Annotated in this window: 13 protein-coding genes and 1 pseudogene; 5 read left to right on the top strand and 9 right to left on the bottom strand. The window is 37.4% G+C overall.

Features of this window, described 5'->3' with window-relative positions; translation table 11 throughout:
• Positions 1-33: 33 nt before the first annotated feature.
• From HMPREF0077_RS05470 to trkA, 3 genes and pseudogenes are all read right to left on the bottom strand, one after another.
• Positions 34-861: a Cof-type HAD-IIB family hydrolase gene (locus HMPREF0077_RS05470; RefSeq protein ID WP_004836984.1), complete on the bottom strand. Its 828-nt coding sequence runs from the start codon at positions 859-861 to the stop codon at positions 34-36.
• 112 nt (positions 862-973) lie between these two features.
• A complete protein-coding gene (locus HMPREF0077_RS05465; protein WP_004836983.1) occupies positions 974-2,431 on the bottom strand; it encodes a TrkH family potassium uptake protein in 1,458 nt (485 codons plus the stop codon).
• A 2-nt stretch (positions 2,432-2,433) separates the two neighbouring features.
• Positions 2,434-3,801, bottom strand: a pseudogene (gene trkA / locus HMPREF0077_RS05460) (Trk system potassium transporter TrkA).
• A 329-nt stretch (positions 3,802-4,130) separates the two neighbouring features.
• On the opposite strand from trkA, the gene nhaC reads away from it, so the two are divergent.
• Positions 4,131-5,669 (top strand): Na+/H+ antiporter NhaC, encoded by a 1,539-nt coding sequence (nhaC, locus tag HMPREF0077_RS05455; RefSeq protein WP_004836980.1) that lies wholly within the window; start codon positions 4,131-4,133, stop codon positions 5,667-5,669.
• Between the two features lie 41 nt (positions 5,670-5,710).
• Here nhaC and HMPREF0077_RS05450 read toward each other — a convergent pair whose 3' ends face one another.
• The 5 genes from HMPREF0077_RS05450 to uvrB all read right to left on the bottom strand — a co-directional run bounded on the left by HMPREF0077_RS05450 (position 5,711) and on the right by uvrB (position 13,281).
• A complete protein-coding gene (locus HMPREF0077_RS05450; protein WP_004836979.1) occupies positions 5,711-6,469 on the bottom strand; it encodes a hypothetical protein in 759 nt (252 codons plus the stop codon).
• A 204-nt stretch (positions 6,470-6,673) separates the two neighbouring features.
• Complete coding sequence (locus tag HMPREF0077_RS05445) at positions 6,674-7,273, bottom strand: isochorismatase family protein (protein ID WP_004836978.1); 600 nt, start codon at positions 7,271-7,273, stop codon at positions 6,674-6,676.
• Positions 7,258-8,145, bottom strand: coding sequence for a tRNA modification radical SAM protein MnmL/YtqA (mnmL, locus tag HMPREF0077_RS05440; RefSeq protein WP_248596438.1), 888 nt, complete (start codon positions 8,143-8,145; stop codon positions 7,258-7,260). The genes HMPREF0077_RS05445 and mnmL overlap by 16 nt, the downstream gene beginning before the upstream one ends.
• 361 nt (positions 8,146-8,506) lie before the next feature.
• Positions 8,507-11,314, bottom strand: a complete 2,808-nt coding sequence (uvrA, locus tag HMPREF0077_RS05435; protein ID WP_004836976.1) for an excinuclease ABC subunit UvrA — start codon at positions 11,312-11,314, stop codon at positions 8,507-8,509.
• A complete protein-coding gene (gene uvrB, locus HMPREF0077_RS05430) occupies positions 11,311-13,281 on the bottom strand; it encodes an excinuclease ABC subunit UvrB (protein ID WP_004836975.1) in 1,971 nt (656 codons plus the stop codon). Before uvrB ends, uvrA begins: the two co-directional genes overlap by 4 nt.
• A gap of 180 nt (positions 13,282-13,461) precedes the next feature.
• Between uvrB and HMPREF0077_RS05425 the strand changes: the two genes are divergently transcribed.
• From HMPREF0077_RS05425 to brnQ, 4 genes are all read left to right on the top strand, one after another.
• Positions 13,462-13,764: an ArsR/SmtB family transcription factor gene (locus HMPREF0077_RS05425; protein ID WP_004836973.1), complete on the top strand. Its 303-nt coding sequence runs from the start codon at positions 13,462-13,464 to the stop codon at positions 13,762-13,764.
• Positions 13,765-13,767: 3 nt separating this feature from the next.
• Positions 13,768-13,992, top strand: coding sequence for a cation transporter (locus HMPREF0077_RS05420; RefSeq protein WP_004836972.1), 225 nt, complete (start codon positions 13,768-13,770; stop codon positions 13,990-13,992).
• 6 nt (positions 13,993-13,998) lie between these two features.
• Positions 13,999-15,840: a heavy metal translocating P-type ATPase gene (locus HMPREF0077_RS05415; protein ID WP_004836971.1), complete on the top strand. Its 1,842-nt coding sequence runs from the start codon at positions 13,999-14,001 to the stop codon at positions 15,838-15,840.
• A 911-nt stretch (positions 15,841-16,751) separates the two neighbouring features.
• Positions 16,752-18,077 carry a branched-chain amino acid transport system II carrier protein gene (brnQ, locus tag HMPREF0077_RS05410; RefSeq protein WP_004836970.1) on the top strand — a complete coding sequence of 442 codons (1,326 nt, stop codon included), beginning with the start codon at positions 16,752-16,754 and terminating at the stop codon, positions 18,075-18,077.
• Positions 18,078-18,121: 44 nt separating this feature from the next.
• Here brnQ and HMPREF0077_RS05405 read toward each other — a convergent pair.
• The coding region (locus HMPREF0077_RS05405; protein WP_004836969.1) for an LPXTG cell wall anchor domain-containing protein at positions 18,122-21,332 on the bottom strand (3,211 nt) is incomplete at its 5' end.

The following is a 21,332-nucleotide window of genomic DNA, read 5'->3' as shown; positions in this document are numbered from 1 at the left end:
CTAGGCTTTGTCAAATGGTTTTCCCTAGACAAGCTAGACAAAAATCTTACAATCATTAGCCAAAAGTTTTTCGATAGCATAGCCTACGCCCGACTTCCTATTGGACCTTGTAATAAAATCAGCATGGGTCTTTAATTCATCAACAGCATTTTCCATGGCTACTGCAAAACCAGCTTTTTCAAGCATAGGTATGTCGTTTTTCTCATTACCAATTGCCATAACTTCATCCATCCCTATACCGAGCTTGTCTGCCATAAGCTTTGTAGCAAAACCCTTGTTGGTGTTTTTATTCATAACTTCAATCAAAAATGGAGCTGTTTGAACCGAATAATAGTCAGTTTTTAGCTTTTCGGGCATATTTTTGATAAATCTTTTTATCTCACTTGCCCCTCCCAAAATCAAAAATCTTCCAAACTTTTTATCCTCTTGCCAATCTTTGTAGGAAACCGTCTGAATCGGCATCCTATTTATTTTTGCGTCAATTATGGTATAGAAGTTTGGAATTTGTCTTTTAGAATAAAAGCCCACATCATCCATACAAGATAGTTCTAATTTGTAGCCAGAAAGAAGCTTATCTACTTCCATCAAGTCCCTTGGATATTGATAGGTACCAGAAATCGGCTTCTGGCTAACATTATCAAAAATATAGGAGCCATTTTGGCAGATAGTAAAATGGCCTTCTTCTGTTAGCTTTAGCTCCTTAATTAGGTGAATCATACTGTGAAAAGGCCTGCCACTAACTAAAGCTATATGGATTCCTTTATCTTTTGCTTTTTTTATTGCGTCTTTATTTATTTTCGTTAATTTTTTTAGTGGAGTAACTAGGGTTCCGTCCACATCAATTGTTATTAGTTTAATCATACATGCATTATACCCTTTTTAAAAAAGTATTAGCAAAGAAGGCCCTGACCACAGCTATATAAGACTTAGAAAACAATAAAGACCATGAGTTTTTCTCACAGTCTTTTTAGTGTTATTTTCTCACATTGCTATAGGTATCTCTTGCAAATAAGAGAATCATCGGATAAAGCTCAAGCCTACCAAAAAGCATGGCAAAGCTTAATGTTAATTTTGATAGCTTGCTCATAGCAGCAAAGCTTGTTATAGGCCCAAAGTCAATAAGACCTGGACCAACATTGTTATAGGTTGTAGCTACAGCTGAAAAGGCCGCCTCGAAATTGTTAGTATCTAGAGTTACTACAAGCATGAAGATTATAAAGAGGAAGATATAGACTAAGATGTATCTATTGATTGACTCTTCTACTTCCTTATCAACTCTCTTGCCATCCATCTTGCTTACACTTACCCTAAGGGGGTTTAAGGCCTTTCTTATTTGGTTGATAGCTGATTTATACAAGACTACAAATCTTGAAACCTTGATTCCGCCTGCAGTCGATCCCGCACAGCCTCCGACAAACATCAAAAAGATTAGGATATGTCTTGAAAACAAGGGCCAAGTTCCATAATCGAGTGAAACATAACCAGTCGTAGTGATAATTGATGATACTGTAAAAAATGATGATACTCCTGTATAGAAAGCACTATCATACATGGATCTAATATTAAAAAATATTAGTATAGCAGAAAGGCCAACTATGGCAAGATACCACCAAAGCTCCTCACTCTTTAGGGCCTGTCTAGCCGATTTTATTATAGCAAAATAATAGATATTGAAATTAACACCAAAAGCGAGCATAGCAATTGATAAGACTATTTCTACATATCTTGAATTATAAAAGCCTACTGACATAGCCTTGTTGGAAAAACCACCCGTTCCTGCTGTTCCCATAGCGTGAATTACTGCATCAAAAAGATTTAAACCTCCTAAAAGCAAGAATATTACAGTAATAATAGTTAAAACTATGTACATGAGATACAAAACTCTTGCTGTTTGTGATAATTTGGGGGTAATCTTGCCAAAGGTTGGCCCAGGCACTTCTGCCTGCATTAGGGATGATGATTCCTTGTTAGTCTTTGGTAAAATCGCGAGGGTAAAGACCAAAATCCCCATTCCTCCTATAAAGTGGGAAAAAGACCTCCAAAACAAGATGGAATGGGGTAAAAGTTCCACATTATTTGCAACCGATGCCCCACAGGTCGTAAAACCACTTGCCATTTCGAAAAAAGCATCTACAGGACTTGGATAATTGGAAGCTGTTAGGTAGAGGGGAATTGCTCCTATAATTGAAAATATCAACCAGCAAGAAGCCGTTATAAACATGGCCTCCTTGGTGAAAATATGCCCCCTATTAGAACCTCTCTTGATTAAGATTGTCCCCACAAGTAAGGCAATTACTATTGGTATTATAAAGTTTCTTATATCTGAAAAATTCTCCCTATATATAAGCCCTACAAGTAAAGGCACAGTCATTAGCATTGCCAAGACTTGCAAAAGCTTACCTATGGTATATTTTATTATTGATCCATTCATATCTACTCCAATACGTCATCTATGGTTTGGAAAGAGTGGTTGGTAGTAATCACCAAAACCCTATCTCCAAGGGAAATCATAGAATCCCCATTTGGCACTTCTATAGCTCCATCAAGCTCTTCGTGTTTGATGCAGGCAATTAGGGTATCCTCTCTTATATCTAAATCCTTTAGCTTCTTATTTAAAATTTCTGAATGTTCTATTGCTGCAAATTCTATTACCTCGACTTCATCATCTTCTAGCCTATAAAGAGAAGTTATTGATGAACCTCTGGCGTTTTCCTTTGACCTAATAATCCTATTTATCACATCACTTGCTGCCCTCTTTGGAGTGAAGGTAGTATCTATATCTAGTATTCCTGTCATTTTGATAAGCTTGGTCCTATTTACCTTTGCTATAATTTTTTCTATACCATATTTTTTTCCTAACAAGGAAATTAGGATATTTTCTTCATCCATACCAGTTAAACAAATCATAGCATCGAAGCTTTCAACCCTTACTTCTTCCAAGATATCTGGGTCAGACCCATCAGCATTAATAACTACAGCATCAGAATGTCTCTCACTAAAGCCTTCAGCCTTTTCCTTATCAATTTCTACAACCGTTACACTAAAGCCCCTATCTAACAAGAGCTCCGTAAGATGCTCTGTTATAGCACCCGCCCCTATTATCAAGACGTTTTTTATCTTATACCTATCTAGGGCTTCTTGTTTGTAGAACCTATCCACACCTTCCTTTTCCCCAATTACATAAATTTTTTCGCCCTTTTCAAGAACATAAGAACCATGGGGGATAGAAATCTTGCCATTATTATTAACAATTCCTATTAGGGTGTGGTAGTTAGCTGAATAGGCATTAAGGTCAGATATCCTAGATCCAGCAAGACTTGAGCCTTCTCCTATAACTATCTCCATCATTATGGCCTGGTCTCTAAAAAAGCCTTCAACATTGAGGGCATGAGAATACTTTAGGGCCCTTTGTATATCCTTGGCTGCTATAGATTCAGGATTTACTATCATCGTTGCAGAAGTAATCTCTTCTATGATTTCCCTATGCTTAATATAATATGGATCCCTAAGTCTTATGATGATATTCTTAGCTCCCATCTTCTTCGCCATAGTTGAAGCTATTAGATTCACGTCATCAGATAAGCTTATAGCAATAAATAAATCACAATTAGCTGCATTAGCGTCGATTAAAACTTCTGGGTCACGCCCATCTCCGACAATTCACATAATATCGTTTGCAGCAAGAAGTTTATCCAAAACATCCTTATCGTGATCTATGACTAATATATCGTGACCATCCTCTGCCAGATCACTTGTTAAATAGGATCCAACCTTACCAGCCCCCAATATAATAATATTCATAACTCCTTCTAGATTACTTTAGTATAGCACTTATACTTTTAAAATCAACTATATTCAATAAATTTTGTCAAAATTATGATGTTCCCTTAAATTTTTATGTAAATAATATCCAAGGCTAAACTTATTTATCAAAATGCTTTCGAAAAAATACTTATCAAATCCTTACTAATATTCTATAACAAATACAAACTAAAAGAAAGCATAAGTCTTTATATGTAATTTAGTTTGCTAGTTTGCTAATATACGAAATTAATTGTTGACAACTTTGTCAATTAGTTGTAGTATATACTTATCAGTTTATTACGATATTATAAAAAGGAGTTATTTTTATGGAAAAGGTCAAGAAAGAAAGACTACCCAATTTATTTGAAGCAATCTTACCCATTTTGACAATGGTTTTTTTGATGATTTATGTTTTTGTCTTCGCCAAAGATGGCGATCAAACTATTTACGATGCAGCCCACCTTCCCCTCATATGCGGAATAATTGTAGCCTGTCTGGTTGGACTTCGCTGTGGCAAATCTTTTAGGCAAATGCTCGATGGGATGATTGATCGAATAAGGACAACCCTTGATGCTATCCTAATCCTTTTAACAGTAGGGCTTTTGGTTTCATCTTTTATGATTTCTGGAACAATCCCAGCCCTAATTTACTATGGTTTGGAATTGCTAAGCCCTAAATTATTTTTACCTGTAGGTTGTATTATAACTTCCTTAGTTAGTCTTTCCTGCGGGTCATCTTGGACTGCTACAGCAACAATCGGTATAGCCTTTATGACCATAGGTCAAGGTCTAGGCATTAGCCCTGCCATTACTGCAGGCATGGTTATTTCAGGGGCCTATATTGGAGATAAGTTCTCTCCCCTATCAGATACTACCAACCTTGCAGCAGGAGTTGCTAAGACTGGACTTTTCGATCACGTTACAGCCATGGTCTCTACAACAGGGCCCGTCTTTATAATTTCCCTTATCCTCTACTCTATCCTAGGTCTTAGGGCAAATGTTGTAAATTATGATACAAACATAGCAGAAGGAATAAAGACAGCCCTTGCTAGTAACTTTAACCTAAATCCCCTAGTCCTCTTACCTGTGGTTTTGATAATCCTAGTATGTGTACTTAGGATAGAAGGCCTTGCTGGGGTTATGATTTCTGTTTTTGTCGGTATAGTATTTTCTTTGATTTTCCAAAAACAAAGAAGCCTAGCAGAAATATTTTCTATCCTCCACTACGGCCCAGATATAGCAACTGGCAACGACTTTGTAGATAAGGCCCTAGCCAAGGGAGGCATGAATAATCAGATGTGGACTATAAACTTGATTCTTCTTGCTGTTTCCTTTGGAGGAGCCTTGGAGCGAGCAGGTATTATAGAAAAGCTCTTCGCTCACCTAAAAGAAAGAATCCACTCTGTTGGCGGCCTAGTCTTTATTACCATGCTAACATCAATCTTCTGTGATGCTACCATGTGTGATCAATTCCTAGGTATAGGAGTTCCAGCTCCCTTGTATGAAGATAAGTATGACGAATTGGGTCTATCAAGAAATATGTTATCAAGAAGTCTAGAAGATGCAGGTACCTTGTGGGCTGTAATGTTCCCATGGACAGCATGTGGTGCCTATCAGATGAGAACCTTGGGAGTAAGTCCTCTAAACTTTTTCCCTTACGCCTTCGTAAATCTCTTAAATCCTATCTACGCCCTAGTAACTGCCTATCTAAAGAGAAATATTTTCTGGGCAGATGGTTCTTACACAAACCTCTTTGCTAAAACAAAGATGAAAAAAATGGCCAAAGCTCCAGAAGATAGGAGGGCTTATGCCATAAGTCGTTTGGAAGTATTAAGAAAAGAAAGCAAGGCGCCAATAATTAAATAGAAAAAAATGCTAGTAGGTCAAAAACTTACTAGCATTTTCATTTATAGATTTTCTTCTTCGATATAGTCAAGATAGTTATCAGAAAGTCTTGCCATTACTATGGCTGGAGCAACTATTGAATATATAGCAATAAGCATTACTATAAGGCTAATTAATAAAATTCCTCCAAGTCCAGAATCTTTGTTAAAAATCATAGCAAGAGTCATCAAAGCTCCTAAGAGAATAACTGGACCTATAATATATTTTAGATAAACTAAAATTGTCTTTACAAACAAGTCTTTACCAATCCTAAAGATATGCTTTATAGATTCGCCAAGTCCTTCTTTCTTGCCAGAACCTACTAGTTTATCTGCACAATAGAAATTCAAGTAGCTTATAAGTACAGAAAAAATCATCGAACATATAATTATAAGTCCCACTATAAGCATGCTTCCAATTATCTTTGAAACAGAATCCGCGAGTAAGGATGCAATAAATATGCCCCCACCCATAAGACTCATAAGACCTATGGCCAAGCTTAAAAGTAAAGATAGTAAGAAGTTTATTAGGATAATTCTACCATTAATCAGATTAATCTGGTTGAGATATTCTCCAACAGATCCCATCCTATTTCTTATAAGACCGCTTACAATAGCAAATTGAAATAGAAACGTTATTATTGATGTAACAAGACCAGATATTAAGGTAATGATTATTGAATCTTTGCTTATATAGGTAAATAAAGCGCTCGTAATTAAAGCTACTATTATTGATATAAACTGAATAATTACAATTGATGATAATTTATATTCTCTTTTCATAGAGCCTCCTTTTGAATAAATTATATCACTTATGGATAATTACTACAAGATGGTAATTAAGTAAAATATAAGCTATGATAAAAAAGTCTACAATTACTATGATCCAAAGGAGGCTAAAATACTTACCTAGCTATATAAATTATTTAATAAAGAAAACTATATTAATTCTTATGCAATAAGCAAAAAATCATTAGTAAAAGCCTTCTATCTTGCGCTCTTAACTAGGGCAGAAATAAATTTAAAATGTGGATCCTTGGCATCTCTTGCAAGGTCAAACAAAATCATTTCTGTATTCACCCTAACAGCTCCCATCTTTTCAAGACTTCCCATAGCTGTTAACTTTAGTCCTTCAGAAAATGAAGAAATAGCATCTTCTACCAAAAATACATCAAGACCCATATCTAGGAAGCTTCTTGCTGTTTGATAGATACAAATATGGCCTTCTGCTCCAGTTACTAGGACTTTTTCTATGCCTTCTTTTTCTATAAATTCCCTAACTTCATCAATGGCAGCATCAAAAAGTGTCTTAGGAAAAATCTTTCCTTCTTCAATCTCTTCCAAAAGCCTATCATCACTTCTGCCAAGGCCCTTTGGATATTGTTCTGTTGCAAGATAAGCCATGTCGTATTCCTTGAAGGCCTTAACTAGGCTAAGAGTGTTAATAATAGTCTTTTCACCGTTTTCCATAGTAGTCATAAGTTTTGGTTGTTCGTCAACTACCAAGAGCAAGGTCTTTTTCTTGTTCTGATACAAGCCATCTTCCAACGAATTAACATAAAACTTTGATTCTAATCTTCTTGACATAAATCCCCCTGTCTAAAATCATTTTCTTTCATAACTTTGTCAATACTAGATAAAATTGCCGCCTTATTCTTAGACCAAGCTGGAAAAACTATCTCATCCCTAAGTCCATCCCCAGTAAGCCTATTAATAACAAGGCTTTTCTTCATCCTTCTTAACATCTCTACCACTATACCCACATAAGTATCCTTAGTCATTGCATAGGATAGGCCTTCTTTATCATAGAAATCCAAAAGCCTAGTATTTTTTTCTACATAAAGATTGTGGATTTTCACTCCCCAAATTTTCTTAGAATTGATATAAGAAACATCATTCATATAATCTTCATTTGTCTCGTAAGGAAGGCCGACTATAATATGAACTAAGATATTTATTCCCATCTTTTCAAGTTTTGCTAAAGCCTTATCAAACTCTTCATGGCTATAACCCCTGTTAACAAAAGAAATCGTCTTCTCATTCACACTTTGCATACCAAGTTCGACAATTAGGAAGGTCTTTTTGGATAAGTCCTCCAAAAGCTTTAGAACAGAAGAATTTAGGCAATCCGCCCTAGTAGCTATGGCAAGACCCACCACATCATCCTCTTCTATGGCCTCCATAAAAATCTTTCTCATATAAGAAACTTCCCCATAAGTATTGGTAAAATTTTGAAAATAAGCTATATAGGCCTCATCTCTCCCAGCCTTGCTGAGTCTTTCTTTCTGATAAGAAATCTGCTCCCTAATACTCTTATGGCTAGACATAGTCCACTCACCTGAACCCCTAGCCGAGCAATAAATACAAGCATCATAGGACTTAGTCCCATCCCTATTAGGACAAGTAAAACCCCCATCTAGAGGAAGCTTCAATATCTTCTTATTAAATTTCCTTTTCAAAAATGAATCCAAATCATTAAAACGTTTCTTATTAATTTCCATAAGATTATTATACAACAAAAATATCCTAACGTCGCTAGGCTCCTCAGGATGACATGATAATGTCATTCCGACAGAGAAATCGTAGATTTCGACGAGGAATCTGATTAGTAAATCTAAGAGCCAAGTAACAATAAGACGTCAAAGAAAAAGATCCTCACGTCAGAAGCAAAGCTTCTTCCTCAGGATGACAGGTGGGGGAGAAATCCTCACGTCGCTAGGCTCCTCAGGATGACAAGGCGGTCGAATATCTCCTCGACGGTAGTTTTTCTGCTTGCTCTACTACAAAAGCCCAAGCTTTCGCTTAGGCTTTATAAATCTCTTATAGAATCTTTTTTAGGTATTGACCTGTATATGATTCTTCCACTTTTGCTATTTCTTCTGGGCTTCCGCTTGCTACTAGCCTTCCTCCTCCGTCTCCTCCTTCTGGACCTAGGTCTATTAGATAGTCGGAGACTTTAATTACATCTAGATTGTGTTCAATTACTACAACTGTGTTATCTTGATCTACTAGTCTGTTGAGGACTTCTATTAGCTTGTGGACATCTGCCATATGAAGGCCTGTTGTTGGCTCATCTAGGATGTAGAGGGTCTTTCCCGTCGATACTTTGGCAAGTTCTGTCGCAAGCTTTACCCTCTGGGCCTCTCCTCCAGAAAGTTCTGTGGAAGGCTGACCGATTTTTATATAGCCAAGTCCTACATCATAGAGGGTTTGAAGTTTTCTTACAATACTTGGGTGGTTTTGGAAAAATTCTATCCCCTCTTCCACAGTCATATCGAGGACTTCTGATATGTCCTTACCCTTGTATTTGACTTCGAGGGTTTCCCTGTTGTATCTTTTACCATGGCAGACTTCGCAAGGAACGTAAACATCTGGCAGAAACATCATGTCTACCTTGATTGTTCCATCTCCCTTACAAGCTTCACACCTTCCTCCTTTTACATTAAAGGAAAATCTTCCCTTATCGTAGCCTTTCATCTTAGCCTCGTTGGTCATGGCAAAGACATCTCTAATTGCATCAAAGACCTTAGTGTAGGTGGCTGGATTTGAACGTGGAGTTCTTCCTATTGGTGATTGGTCGATTGCTATAACCTTATCGATTTTTTCAAGTCCTAGGATATCTTCGTGTTTGCCTGCTCTGACTTTGCTCTTGTTAATCTTTTTTGTCGCAGCCTTATAGAGGATTTCATTTACAAGTGAAGACTTGCCCGATCCAGAAACTCCTGTTACTGTTGTTAGGACTCCTAGAGGGATTTTTACGTCAATATTTTTTAGATTGTTGGCAGCTGCTCCTTTTATTTCTATATAAGAATCGCTCTTCCTGCGTTCTTTAGGTACTGGGATTTTCTTCCTGCCTGCAAGATAAGCTCCTGTTATGGAATTTTTAGCCTTCATTATGTCTTCTAGGCTACCCTTAGCTACAATCTCTCCACCATGGATGCCTGCGGCAGGACCAATATCAACTATATAATCAGCTTCCTTCATAGTGTCTTCGTCATGTTCAACTATGATTAGGGTGTTGCCAATATCAGTTAGATTTCTCAAAGCTTTGATAAGCTTGTCATTATCTCTTTGATGAAGTCCTATGGAAGGCTCATCTAGGACATAGCAAACTCCCACAAGGCCCGAACCTATTTGGGTGGCAAGTCTTATTCTTTGGCTTTCTCCACCAGAAAGGGTGGCAGCCGCCCTGTTTAGGGTAAGATAAGTTAGACCTACGTCTTTTAAAAAGGAAAGTCTCGCCTTGATTTCTTTTATAATAAGCTCGGCAATTTTTTCCTTCATCGGGCTGAGTTTTAGATTTTCAAAAAATTCAACCGATTTTTCAACAGATAGCTTGCTTAGTTCTGATATATTTTTATCTCCTACTTTTATTGCAAGCACCTCTGGCTTTAGCCTATCTCCGTGACAAGTCTCACATTCTTCTTCTGACATATACTCTCTAAACTTCTTCTTTTGGACATCAGAATTAGTTCTTTGATAACGGTCGTAGAGGTTTTTAATTACTCCCTCAAAAGGTCCCGTATATCTCTTGCTTCCAGAATAATGACTGTCAAAAACAAAGGATAGGTCGTATTTTGTCCCGTGGAGGATATCCTCTATCATTTTCTTTGGAGCATCCTTTATCGGCTTATCGTGAGGGAATTTGTAATGGTCTGCTATGGCTCTTATAATTTCATAATAGTAAGAACCCTTAGTTGATGTAGCATAGCAATCCACAGCTCCCTCATTTATGGATAGCTTGTGATCTGGCAAGACTAGGTCTGGATCGATTTGCAAATGAAAGCCCAAACCATTGCAATCAGAACACATCCCTATTGGAGCATTGAAGGAGAACATATTGGGTGTAAGCTCAGGAAGGCTTATATGACCTTCTGGGCAAGCAAGTTTTGATGAAAGGAGAATATCTTCTCCGTCTATCACATCAATTATCACAAGTCCGTCAGAAAGAGCCAAGGCAGTCTCTATAGAATCAGCTAGTCTTGCCTCAATTCCTTCTTTAATTACAATCCTATCGACTACTACCGATATGTCGTGCTTCTTGGTCTTGGAAAGCTCAATTTCATCTGAAAGTTCGTACTTTTCTCCATCTATAACAACTCTCACATAGCCGTCCTTTTGGATATTTTCGAGGGCCTTCTTGTGAGTTCCCTTTTTAGCCCTAATAACCGGAGCAAGAATTTGAATCCTAGTTCTATCAGCTAAAGATTTTACCCTATCAACCATCTGATCTATGGTCTGGGCCTCAATAGCCTTGCCACAAACTGGGCAATAGGCATCTCCTACTCTGGCATAGAGAAGCCTATAATAATCATAGATTTCTGTAACTGTCGCTACAGTAGACCTTGGATTTCTATTAGTCGTCTTTTGGTCAATGGATATGGATGGGGAAAGACCTTCGATCGAATCCACATCAGGCTTATCCAAATTCCCCAAAAATTGCCTAGCATAGGAGGAAAGACTTTCTACATAACGTCTCTGTCCTTCTGCATATATAGTATCAAAGGCGAGGGTAGACTTGCCTGAGCCAGAAAGACCGGTAAAGACAATCATCTTATCCCTTGGCAAGTTTATATCTACATTTTTTAGATTGTTAGTCCTCGCTCCCTTTATTTTAATCTCTGTCAATTAATCACTCCTGTAAAATTATCTTTCATAGCCTTAATCTGATCACGAAGGGCTGCTGCACGCTCAAAGTCTAGCTCCTCAGCTGCCTTATACATCTCGCTTTCCATGTTGATTAATATTGTTTCTATATCGTCCTTGCTAAACTCTTCAATCTCCTCTTCTTCCTTCTTCTTGGTGATTTGGATGATTTCAGCAATATTTTTCTTAATTGTAGTTGGAACTATGCCATGGACCTTGTTAAAGTCCTCTTGAATCTTCCTACGGCGTTCAGTTTCGTCTATAGCCTTTTTCATGGACTTGGTAATAGTGTCAGCATACATGATTACCCTGCCCTCAGAGTTTCTCGCAGCCCTACCTATGGTTTGGATAAGAGAAGTTTCTGAACGAAGGAAGCCCTCCTTGTCCGCATCAAGAATTGCTATAAGAGATACTTCTGGTATATCTAGTCCCTCACGAAGGAGGTTAATTCCAACTAATACGTCAAACTCTCCTAGGCGAAGCTCTCTAATAATCTCACTTCTTTCGATAGTCTTAATATCAGAATGAAGATACCTAACCTTGATGCCATTTTCTGTAAGATAGGTCGTAAGGTCTTCTGCCATCTTCTTGGTAAGGGTAGTAACAAGGACTCTTTCCTTTTTCTCTATAGTCTTGTGAACTTCTTCTATAAGATCATCAATCTGATTTTTGGTTGGCCTTACCTCGATTAATGGATCTAGTAGGCCGGTAGGTCTTATAATCTGATCGACCATCTGACCATGGGTCTTTTCCAACTCATAAGGGCCAGGTGTTGCTGAAACATAGATTGCTTGCTTGATTAAATCTTCAAACTCAAAAAACTTTAGGGGTCTGTTGTCTAGGGCTGAAGGAAGCCTAAAGCCATAGTCGACCAAGTTTTGCTTACGGGATCTATCCCCCTCATACATTCCCCCTACTTGAGGAATAGAAACGTGGGATTCGTCAACCATAAGGATAAAGTCTTCTGGGAAATAATCTATAAGAGTATAAGGCCTAGACCCTGCTGGTCTTTGGCTTAAATGTCTTGAATAATTCTCAATTCCTGAACAAAAACCAATCTCCCTAAGCATCTCTATATCATACTTGGTCCTTTGCTCAAGCCTTTGGGCTTCAAGAAGCTTATTTTCCCTATTAAGTTCAAAAAGTCTTTCTTCTAACTCTTCTTCTATAGAAACAATCGCCTTTTCGGTCTTTTCACTTGAAGTTGCATAGTGGCTGGCAGGATAAATATAGGCGTGGCTAATTTTTGCAGTAACCTTACCTGTAAGAGCGTCAAACTCGCTTATCTCGTCAATCTCATCTCCAAAAAACTCTATCCTAATAGCCTTTTGATCAAAACCAGCTGGGAAAATGTCGAGTATATCCCCCCTACGCCTAAAAGTTCCACGAGAAAAATCCACATCATTTCTAACATATTGGACATCAATTAGCTTCCTCATAACATCCTCTGGGCTAATCTCCTGACTAGGCCTTAGAGAAACTACAAGCTTTTGGTACTCTATAGGATCTCCCAAACCGTAAATACAAGACACACTAGCAACTATTATAACATCTCGTCTTTCAAAAAGAGCCATAGTCGCAGAATGCCTCATCTTGTCAATCTCATCATTTATAGATGAATCCTTGGCTATGTAGGTATCAGTAGCTGCAACATAGGCTTCTGGTTGGTAGTAATCGTAATAAGAAACAAAATACTCTACAGCATTGTCTGGAAAAAACTCCTTAAACTCCGTAAAAAGCTGGTAGGCTAGGGTCTTGTTGTGGGCAAGGACCAAAGTAGGTCTTTGGACATTTTGGATGATGTTAGCCATGGTAAAAGTCTTACCCGAACCTGTAACCCCTCTTAGGATTTGGTGATGCTTGCCATCCTCTATGCCCTTTGTTAATTTATCTATAGCTATAGGCTGATCGCCTCTAGGCTTATAATTTGATTGTAAATTAAATTTCATATAAGATTCCTTTTTATATAAATCCGTCTTTCTTGCTATATAAATATACTGAAAATCTTTTACATTTCAATCCATCTAGCCTTTTGACAACTTTCATAAAAAATTCAATAAGCCTATTGACATCGCTTTTATATATGATATAATACTCATATGAACAGCTATTCATATGAAAGGAGGCTCATGGGAAATTCACTAAAAAACATAGACGACACCACCCTAATCGACTTAGCAGACTTATTCAAAGTCTTCTCAGATTCGACAAGGATGAAGATAATGTACAGGCTCTTTGATGGACCAATGAGCGTAGGAGACATAGCAGAAGCTATCGACATGAGCCAATCAGCTATTTCCCACCAACTAAAATATCTCAAAGAGACCAACCTAGTAAAAGGTGAAAGAGATGGCAAGTCCATCATCTACGAATTAGCAGACAATCACGTAAAAATAATTATAAAAACAGGTTTAGAACATATAGAGGAGTAAATTATGAAAATGAAATTAAAAATCCAAGGATTAGACTGTGCCAACTGCGGCAACAAAATAGAAAACGAAATCAAAAAAATCGAAGGCGTTATAGATGCAAGCCTATCATTCCTAACTGAAAAAGCAAAAATAGAAATAGCAGATGACAATATGGCAAATGAAATTTTGGCAAAAGTTAATGAAATAGCAGATAGGATCGAGCCAGGTTGCAAACTCCTTTTGAGGTAGGGAAAAATGTTTAACAATATTACAGATAAGCATAGGGACACCTTCCTAAAACTTATAGCCCTTGCCCTATTGACAGTCTTTCTTCAAGCTATGAGCAAGTTTTACTTTTTGGGACGTTTTAGGATGTGGGCTTTTCTTATCCTCTACCTCCTAGCTTCTAAAGAAGTAATATATAAGGCCTTTCAAGGTATAAAAAAGGGCTCGGCCCTAGATGAGAACTTCCTCATGGCCCTTGCTACTATTACAGCCTTTATTATAGGTGAATACATAGAGGCAGTCGCAGTTATTCTCTTTTACTCATTTGGTGAACTTTTCGAAGAAATAGCAACCCAAAGATCAAGAGATAACATCAAGAATCTTCTTGACCTAGTGCCAGAGATAGCTAACAAAGTTCTTCCTGATGGCTCAACAGAAGAAGTCGACCTAGATGATATAGAAATAGGAGATATAATCCTCGTTCGTGATGGTGAAAAAATCGGCGTAGATGGCAAGGTCATAGAAGGATCTGCTATCCTCGATACATCATCAGTTACAGGCGAATCAATGCCAGTAGCCGTAGAAGTAGGCGATGAAGCCATATCCTCTTCACTAGTAGTAGAAGGAATAATCAAAATTCGTGCCGAAAAAGAATTTGATGACTCAGTAGCAGCCAAGATTATGGAGTTAATAGAAGACTCAGCCTCAAGCAAATCTAACAGCGAGAAATTCATCTCCCGCTTTGCAAGAGTTTACACACCGATAGTAGTGGGTCTCGCCCTAGCTGTTGCTATAATTCCTCCCCTATTTTTGGGCGGAAGCTGGCAAGACTATTTTCTTCGTGCAGCAACCTTCCTAGTCCTATCCTGCCCATGTGCCCTAGTATTATCAGTTCCCCTATCCTTTATGTCGGGACTTGGACTAGCAAGCAAAAATGGCATCCTAGTTAAGGGCAGCCAATACTTCGAAAGTCTCGGCAAGGCAGATGTCCTCCTAACAGATAAGACAGGAACCCTTACCACAGGTAAATTTAAAATAAAAGAAATCAAAATCGAAAAAGGCCTAAAAGAAGAAGAAATCCTCGACTATCTCTACAACATAGAAAACATGTCCACTCACCCTATAGCAAAAGCCATTGTAGATGAACTAGACAGAAAAGAAAAAGACCTCTTCCTAGAAATCAAGAATGAAAAAGGTCTGGGTCTTGTGGCAAAGAGCAAAGATGGAAAAACAATCAAGGTAGGATCTAATAAGTACCTTGGTCTTTCAGACAAAAACGAAAGAGCCATCTACCTTGCCGTAGACGAAAAACTTCAAGCAAGCATCTATATAGAAGATGACATCAAGGATAGAAGTGAGGAAACAATAAAGGCTCTAAAAGAAGACTTCAAGGAAATCGCCATAGTATCAGGCGATAGCCGCCAAGCTGTAGCAGAGACATCAAAAAAACTCAATCTTACAAACTACTATGCAGAAATAATGCCAGATGAAAAACTTAGGATAATGAAATCCTACCAAGACCAAGGAGAAACAACTGTCTTTGTAGGAGATGGAATAAATGATGCACCCGTCCTAAAAAATGCCAACGTAGGCATATCCATGGGAGAAACTGCATCAGATCTCGCCATAGAATCCTCCGATATCCTAATAGCAAATGGTGAATTTTCGCAAATGGCAAAACTAATGAAAATCGCAAAACTAACCAACTCAACAGTAAAACAAAACGTAATCTTCATAATGCTAATAAAAATCATAATCCTAATCCTAGGCCTCCTAGGCTTAGCAAATATGTGGCTAGCAGTATTTGGAGATGTAGGAGTCTCAATAATATCAATTCTTTGGGCAATGAGAATCCTAAAAAAGAAAATATAGAAAAAGACAAAACCGACGCAAAAATTTGCGTCGGTTTTACGTCGTTTGCGTCGGCCCTTATAATAAATTATCTCATTGCTCCCTATAACATTCCATTAAGGATGCATGGCAATCGCCACTCTATTGTCTCACTATGGTATTTCCCTGTCATTTCTAATGGTCTGCCCACAATTAACGAAGCAAATTAATGGCAGAGCTTAATCGAGTCCTTGCGAGATGGAAATCTCAAGCTCTAATCTGCAAACTAACGTCGATGGAGCCTTAAATCAAGGCCATTCTTCCTAATAAATAATTTCCTACATCCAAAAAGGGGCTGTTGCAGAATTATGAATAATCATCGTCCCATCATTAGAAAGTTCTCTTAGGAATTTTTGCCTCTCCTTGCCGGTGGGCATATTAGTGCCTTCCGGATGATGGAGGCATTTAGCCCGTCGGCAAGGTGAGACTTTCCTTGGAGGTTCTTCTAATGATATTGGGACGATTTATTCATTCTGCAACAGCCCCTTTGTCTTAATAATAACAAAATCATTATAGCACTAGCCAATAATGGCAACAACTTTTTATGTATTTTTATCGATATATATATGCAATTTAAAGAAACTTTATCCTTTATTGTTTTATAAATCTTTAGCTATATTTACGAATATTTATTCTAAATATAAGTTAATGCAAATCCACAGGGGCAAAACCTAAATTCAAAGGCCAGAAAATTTGTAGCTAGTAAATCCTATGTCAAATAAATCTATATTTTTCTAAACAATAATTTTTTATTTTCTTAAGATCCTCCTAAATCCTTTTTCCTGCAATAATAAAAATTTTTTGTTAAAATAATGTAATTTACTAGTGTACATTCAGATTTTGATGGTATAATAAATACTACACCGTTTTGAATAAATATAAAGGAGAGTAATTTGAACAAAAGAAAACAAGACATTCTTGTCAGTGGATTAGCGCTTTTCGCTATTTTTTTTGGTGCTGGAAATTTGATTTTCCCTCCCTATTTAGGAGTAATCACCGGTAGCGGTTGGCTTTCTACTATGATAGGCTTTCTATTGGCGGACCCTGTCATTCCAATTTTAACAGTATTTATAACAGCTTTGGCTGGTGGTCGTGCGGTCGATATAGGCAAACGTGTAGGCCCAAGATTTTCTAAAATTCTAACCCTTGCTGCAATAATTTGTATTGGCCCTGCCTTTGCGATTCCAAGAACAGCAGCGACAACTTATGAAGTCGGCTTCAAGCCATTTCTACCAAATGTTTCAATCTGGCTTGTAACTTTCGTATTTTTTGCAATAACCTTCGCACTTTCATATAGGGAAAGTAACGTAGTTACAATTATAGGCAAGTACATAACTCCCGCCCTCTTATTTTTCCTCTTTGTACTAATAGTAAAGGCGATTATTACTCCTATTGGCACGCCTGTCCAAACAGAAATCAAAAAAGGATTTTTCGTAAAAGGATTCTACGAAGGCTATCAAACCCTCGATGCCTTTGCCTCACCCCTTTTTGCAGGAATAGTAGTAGCTGATTTATTGAGAAAGGGTTATGGCAAAGTTAGCAAAGAAGAAAGAAGAAGCTTCATAATCTCAGTAGGCATTGTTGCTTCTATAGCCCTTGCTATAGTTTATGGCGGATTAACATATCTTGGAGCTAGTGCAAGCTCAATCTTTGGTATGAATGATTCTCGTGTAGAAATTCTAATCAAACTTGTCGACCTTCTTTTAGGTAACTTTGGAAAGATAGCCCTAAGCTTTGCAGTAAGCCTAGCCTGTCTTACAACAGCAGTTGGCCTAACCTCATCAGCAGGTAATTTCATCGAAGAATTAAGTAATGGCAAAATCAAATACGATTACACTGTTATTTTCGTTACAATATCAAGCTTCCTCCTATCATCCCTAGGAGTAGATGCCATCATAAACCTTGCAGTTCCTGTATTATACATAGGCTATCCCCTAATCATAGCCCTAGTATTTTATATGTCCTTCGAAAAGAGAGTGCCTTACAATATGGCCTACATCCTAATGGCAGCTGGGGTAATAATCACAGCAATAATCGAAACCTTCGGCAAAAGTTTTGGCCTAGGAGGTCTAGTAGCTGCAATCAAAAACCTACCCCTCGCTCAATTCGGCTTCACATGGTTCTTGCCATCCCTAGTCTGTTTCATCCTTGGACTAATCTTAGGCAAGCTAGGCTTCGGCAAAAAGAGAGATGAAACTCACGACAGTACCTTATTCTAAAAAAACTAGGAGAATTTCCAGAAGGAAAACTCCTAGTTTTTTCTTTATAATTTCTTTCTTGCCAAGTAAATCGCTCCTGCTGTCATCATAGCTAGTCCTATTATAGTAAAGGCTGGGCTTGTGCCAAGTCCTCCTGTAGACGGATAGCTAAAAGCTTGGTTTTCATTTTCTGTCCCATCTATGGGCTTTTCGTCTTTGTTTAGCTTGGTATTTGTTATCTCGTAGGAAAATTTATCATTCAAAGACTCCTTAACATTTGAATTATCAGTATAGGCTTCCTTGTAGGATATTTGGGAATCTAGCTTAGGAAATTGTCGGTAGTAGTCTTTTTCTACTTTAAGGTCATGTTTTATTTCTAGCCCCTTATCTTTCTTCTCAACCTTAAAAATCCATGAATATTGTCTATTGGCACCAAGGTAAGCGGTGGGTATTTGATTTTCAATAAGTTCATAGATACCTTCTCCTAAATCGCTAAAGCTTACACTACCATCAGCTTGGGAAGAAGCTGTTTGGTAGTATTTTCCCATCGTAGCTGCTCCTAAGTCTTTTTGTATAAGTTTATCCCTTATATCTTTTTTATCTTTCTCACTGGCATCTTTTCCATCAAGTTTAATTAATTGCCCAGCTTCATCAAAATCATAGACTTTACAAGCATCGCTCAATTTTCGAACCAAACCCGACTTATAAAATTCGATTGCTTCTCCATTATGAGAGTATTTCTTCAAAGCCCCCTTAGCCTTAGCGTCAAGGTCATCTTCGTAATATTCATAGGCTTTGGCATTGGCATTCATTGAATCCCTAACTTTTTTTAAAACAAAGCCTGCACCCTTTAGGGGAATTTGCTCCCCTACTTCATCTTTTTGGTCTGATAGCTTTCTGAATTTGAAGTCGATATTTTCCTTTTCGTTGGCAATGCTTACTAAGTTTCCTTGCCTATCTACATTAAAGAAGCCATCCGATTCATCCATTTCTATGTATTTACCATTCTCATCTTTCTTGTAGCCCTTGACAAGTTCTTTCCACGAACCGTCTTGGTCTTGACTAAAGCTTATGGTTAAGAAAAAATCCCTTAGCTTGTAGCCATCAGCTGCCCTTACTTCTTCAAGGATATAAGTCCCTTCTTCTATGCCCGTAAATTCGACACCAAGATTTTCGCTTGATTTAGCTAGGGCATATTCTTTAACCTTGTCATCAGTAGACTCTCTTCTATCTTCATCTATCGTTTTTACTGATTCATAGAACGGTTTGTTATTAGCATCAACTTTAACTTCGACAACTTTTTTGCCGTCTTTTTCGACTTCTTCACTTTGAATCTTTCTTAAAGTAAACTCAGCATCTTTAATATTTTTGTGGCTTTTTCCGTCTATTTTGAAAAACTTTAGCCTAGCCTTCTTCCTATAATTTCTTACCCTAAGCTCATCAATCTTCTTGTAGGGTAAATCTGGCTCAGCTGGTTTAGAACGTCCATCATCAGATACAATTTCAATATATTTGTAAAATTTTCTATCCTTATCTTTCCTAGCCCTTCCTATACCCTTTATGGTTTTTCCAATTAGTTTTTCCCTATCAGCCTCTGGATAATCTGTATTCCAAGCATCACTTTCTTTAAATTTATGGTCAAAATCAAATTCAATCTCCAGATAATTATCATCTGATGGTTTTTTTTCCTTGCCATTCCTATCTTTTCTAGCTTGGACTTTGAAATACCATCTCAAAGCCTTGCCGTCCTCATCTAACGGTTTTATATAGCTTTCATCCGGAGTCTTTTCTTCCCAGAGTTCATAAATTCCAGGGCTTAGTCCTCTAAAGTAGTTATCGCCTGGCTTGGAACTTGCTTGTGAGCTAGCGTCAAATTTCTCCTTGTAGTATTTGGGATAGTATTGTTCACCAGTTGGCTTTCCTTGTTCATCTAGCATAAGAAGAGGTTCTCCATTTATAATCTTTCTAGCATGAAATCTCGAACCATTTAATGGCAAGCCCTTTTCATTAACCTTGCTAATCCTTAGGGGAATCTTAAAACCTAACTTATTATTATTAAAAATACCAAGTACATTTCCATTTACTATATCCACTGTTAGGCTTTTAGTTTTTCTATCCGCTTTTTTGATATCAAAGGGAATAATTCTTACTTGATCTGTTCCCCATTCTTTTGCGAGCTTCTCATAAACTTTGTATTTGAGCCTATATTCAAGATTCGACTTGAGCTTATCAAATGTCACAGGCCCCCTATATTTGGCAGAAAAAGAAGGATCTACATCAATCCATTTGCCATCAGTCCCTTTAATTTGAAGACTTATACTTCCTGTATCGCCCACACTTGGAGGCGGTGTAGAATCTTCATTACCATCCTTAAAATTTTTATATACGAAGTTTGCAACAAGAGTGTAGTCATCATCTATTGGAATTTGCGTATTCCTAATCTTCTTAGTATGTATCCTATCTGTGATTCTATAAACATTACTAGAAGTTTTAAATACTATGTCATCATTAACCCATACTTTCCAGCCTTCTTCCCTCCTAGGGTTTTTCAATCTTACGATAAAGCTTATATTTAATTTATCTCCCTCTTTTAGATTAATATTAGTAAGTTTTAAAGTGGCAGCCTTTATAAGGGGATTTATTTCTATGGAAGGGGTCAAAATTTCATCCCCTATCTTTGCCCTAAGCTTAACGAATTCAAGATATCTCGTTAATGGAAAAGTAAATTCTCCATCTTCGACTAAGTAATCTTGCCTACTCGCATAAGATGAATCTGTTTTTAGCTTAGGACTAATAGAAATATTTATCCTCCTATCGCCAGTTCTAATATCTACATCATCTGCCTTTATCTGTATGTCTACATCAGGCTCGAAAGAATAATTCCAAGTAAAGTTCCTATATATTTCATCAATCTCCCAAACTAGCTTACTTGATCTAGAATTTATCACAAAAAAATTAAAGCCCTTAATATAGGGAAATTTTTTTAAGGCATACTTGCTAACATCTGAATCTTCTTCTTTTACGAAGCGTGGGCTTTTAACTTCTCTGGAGTTTATAGCGTATTTTTCTATGCTCGTATCTTTTTTGTTTACCTTGCTTCTTACTGTTAGTTTTAGGATGTAGGAAGCTGGTAGGTCTAGGTCTAGTTTTTCTTGGTAAGGGATTTTTGTTGAGTATTCTTTTTGGAGGGCAAAGCCTTTGTCGCTTGCCTTGTAGTAGTCGAGATAGATTTCTGTGTTTTCTTCTTTTATGTTTGTTAGAGAGAGTTTGTATTCG

It is taken from the genome of Anaerococcus tetradius ATCC 35098 (assembly GCF_000159095.1).
Taxonomy (GTDB): domain Bacteria; phylum Bacillota; class Clostridia; order Tissierellales; family Peptoniphilaceae; genus Anaerococcus; species Anaerococcus tetradius.
This window is presented reverse-complemented; position numbering and strand designations above follow the sequence as displayed.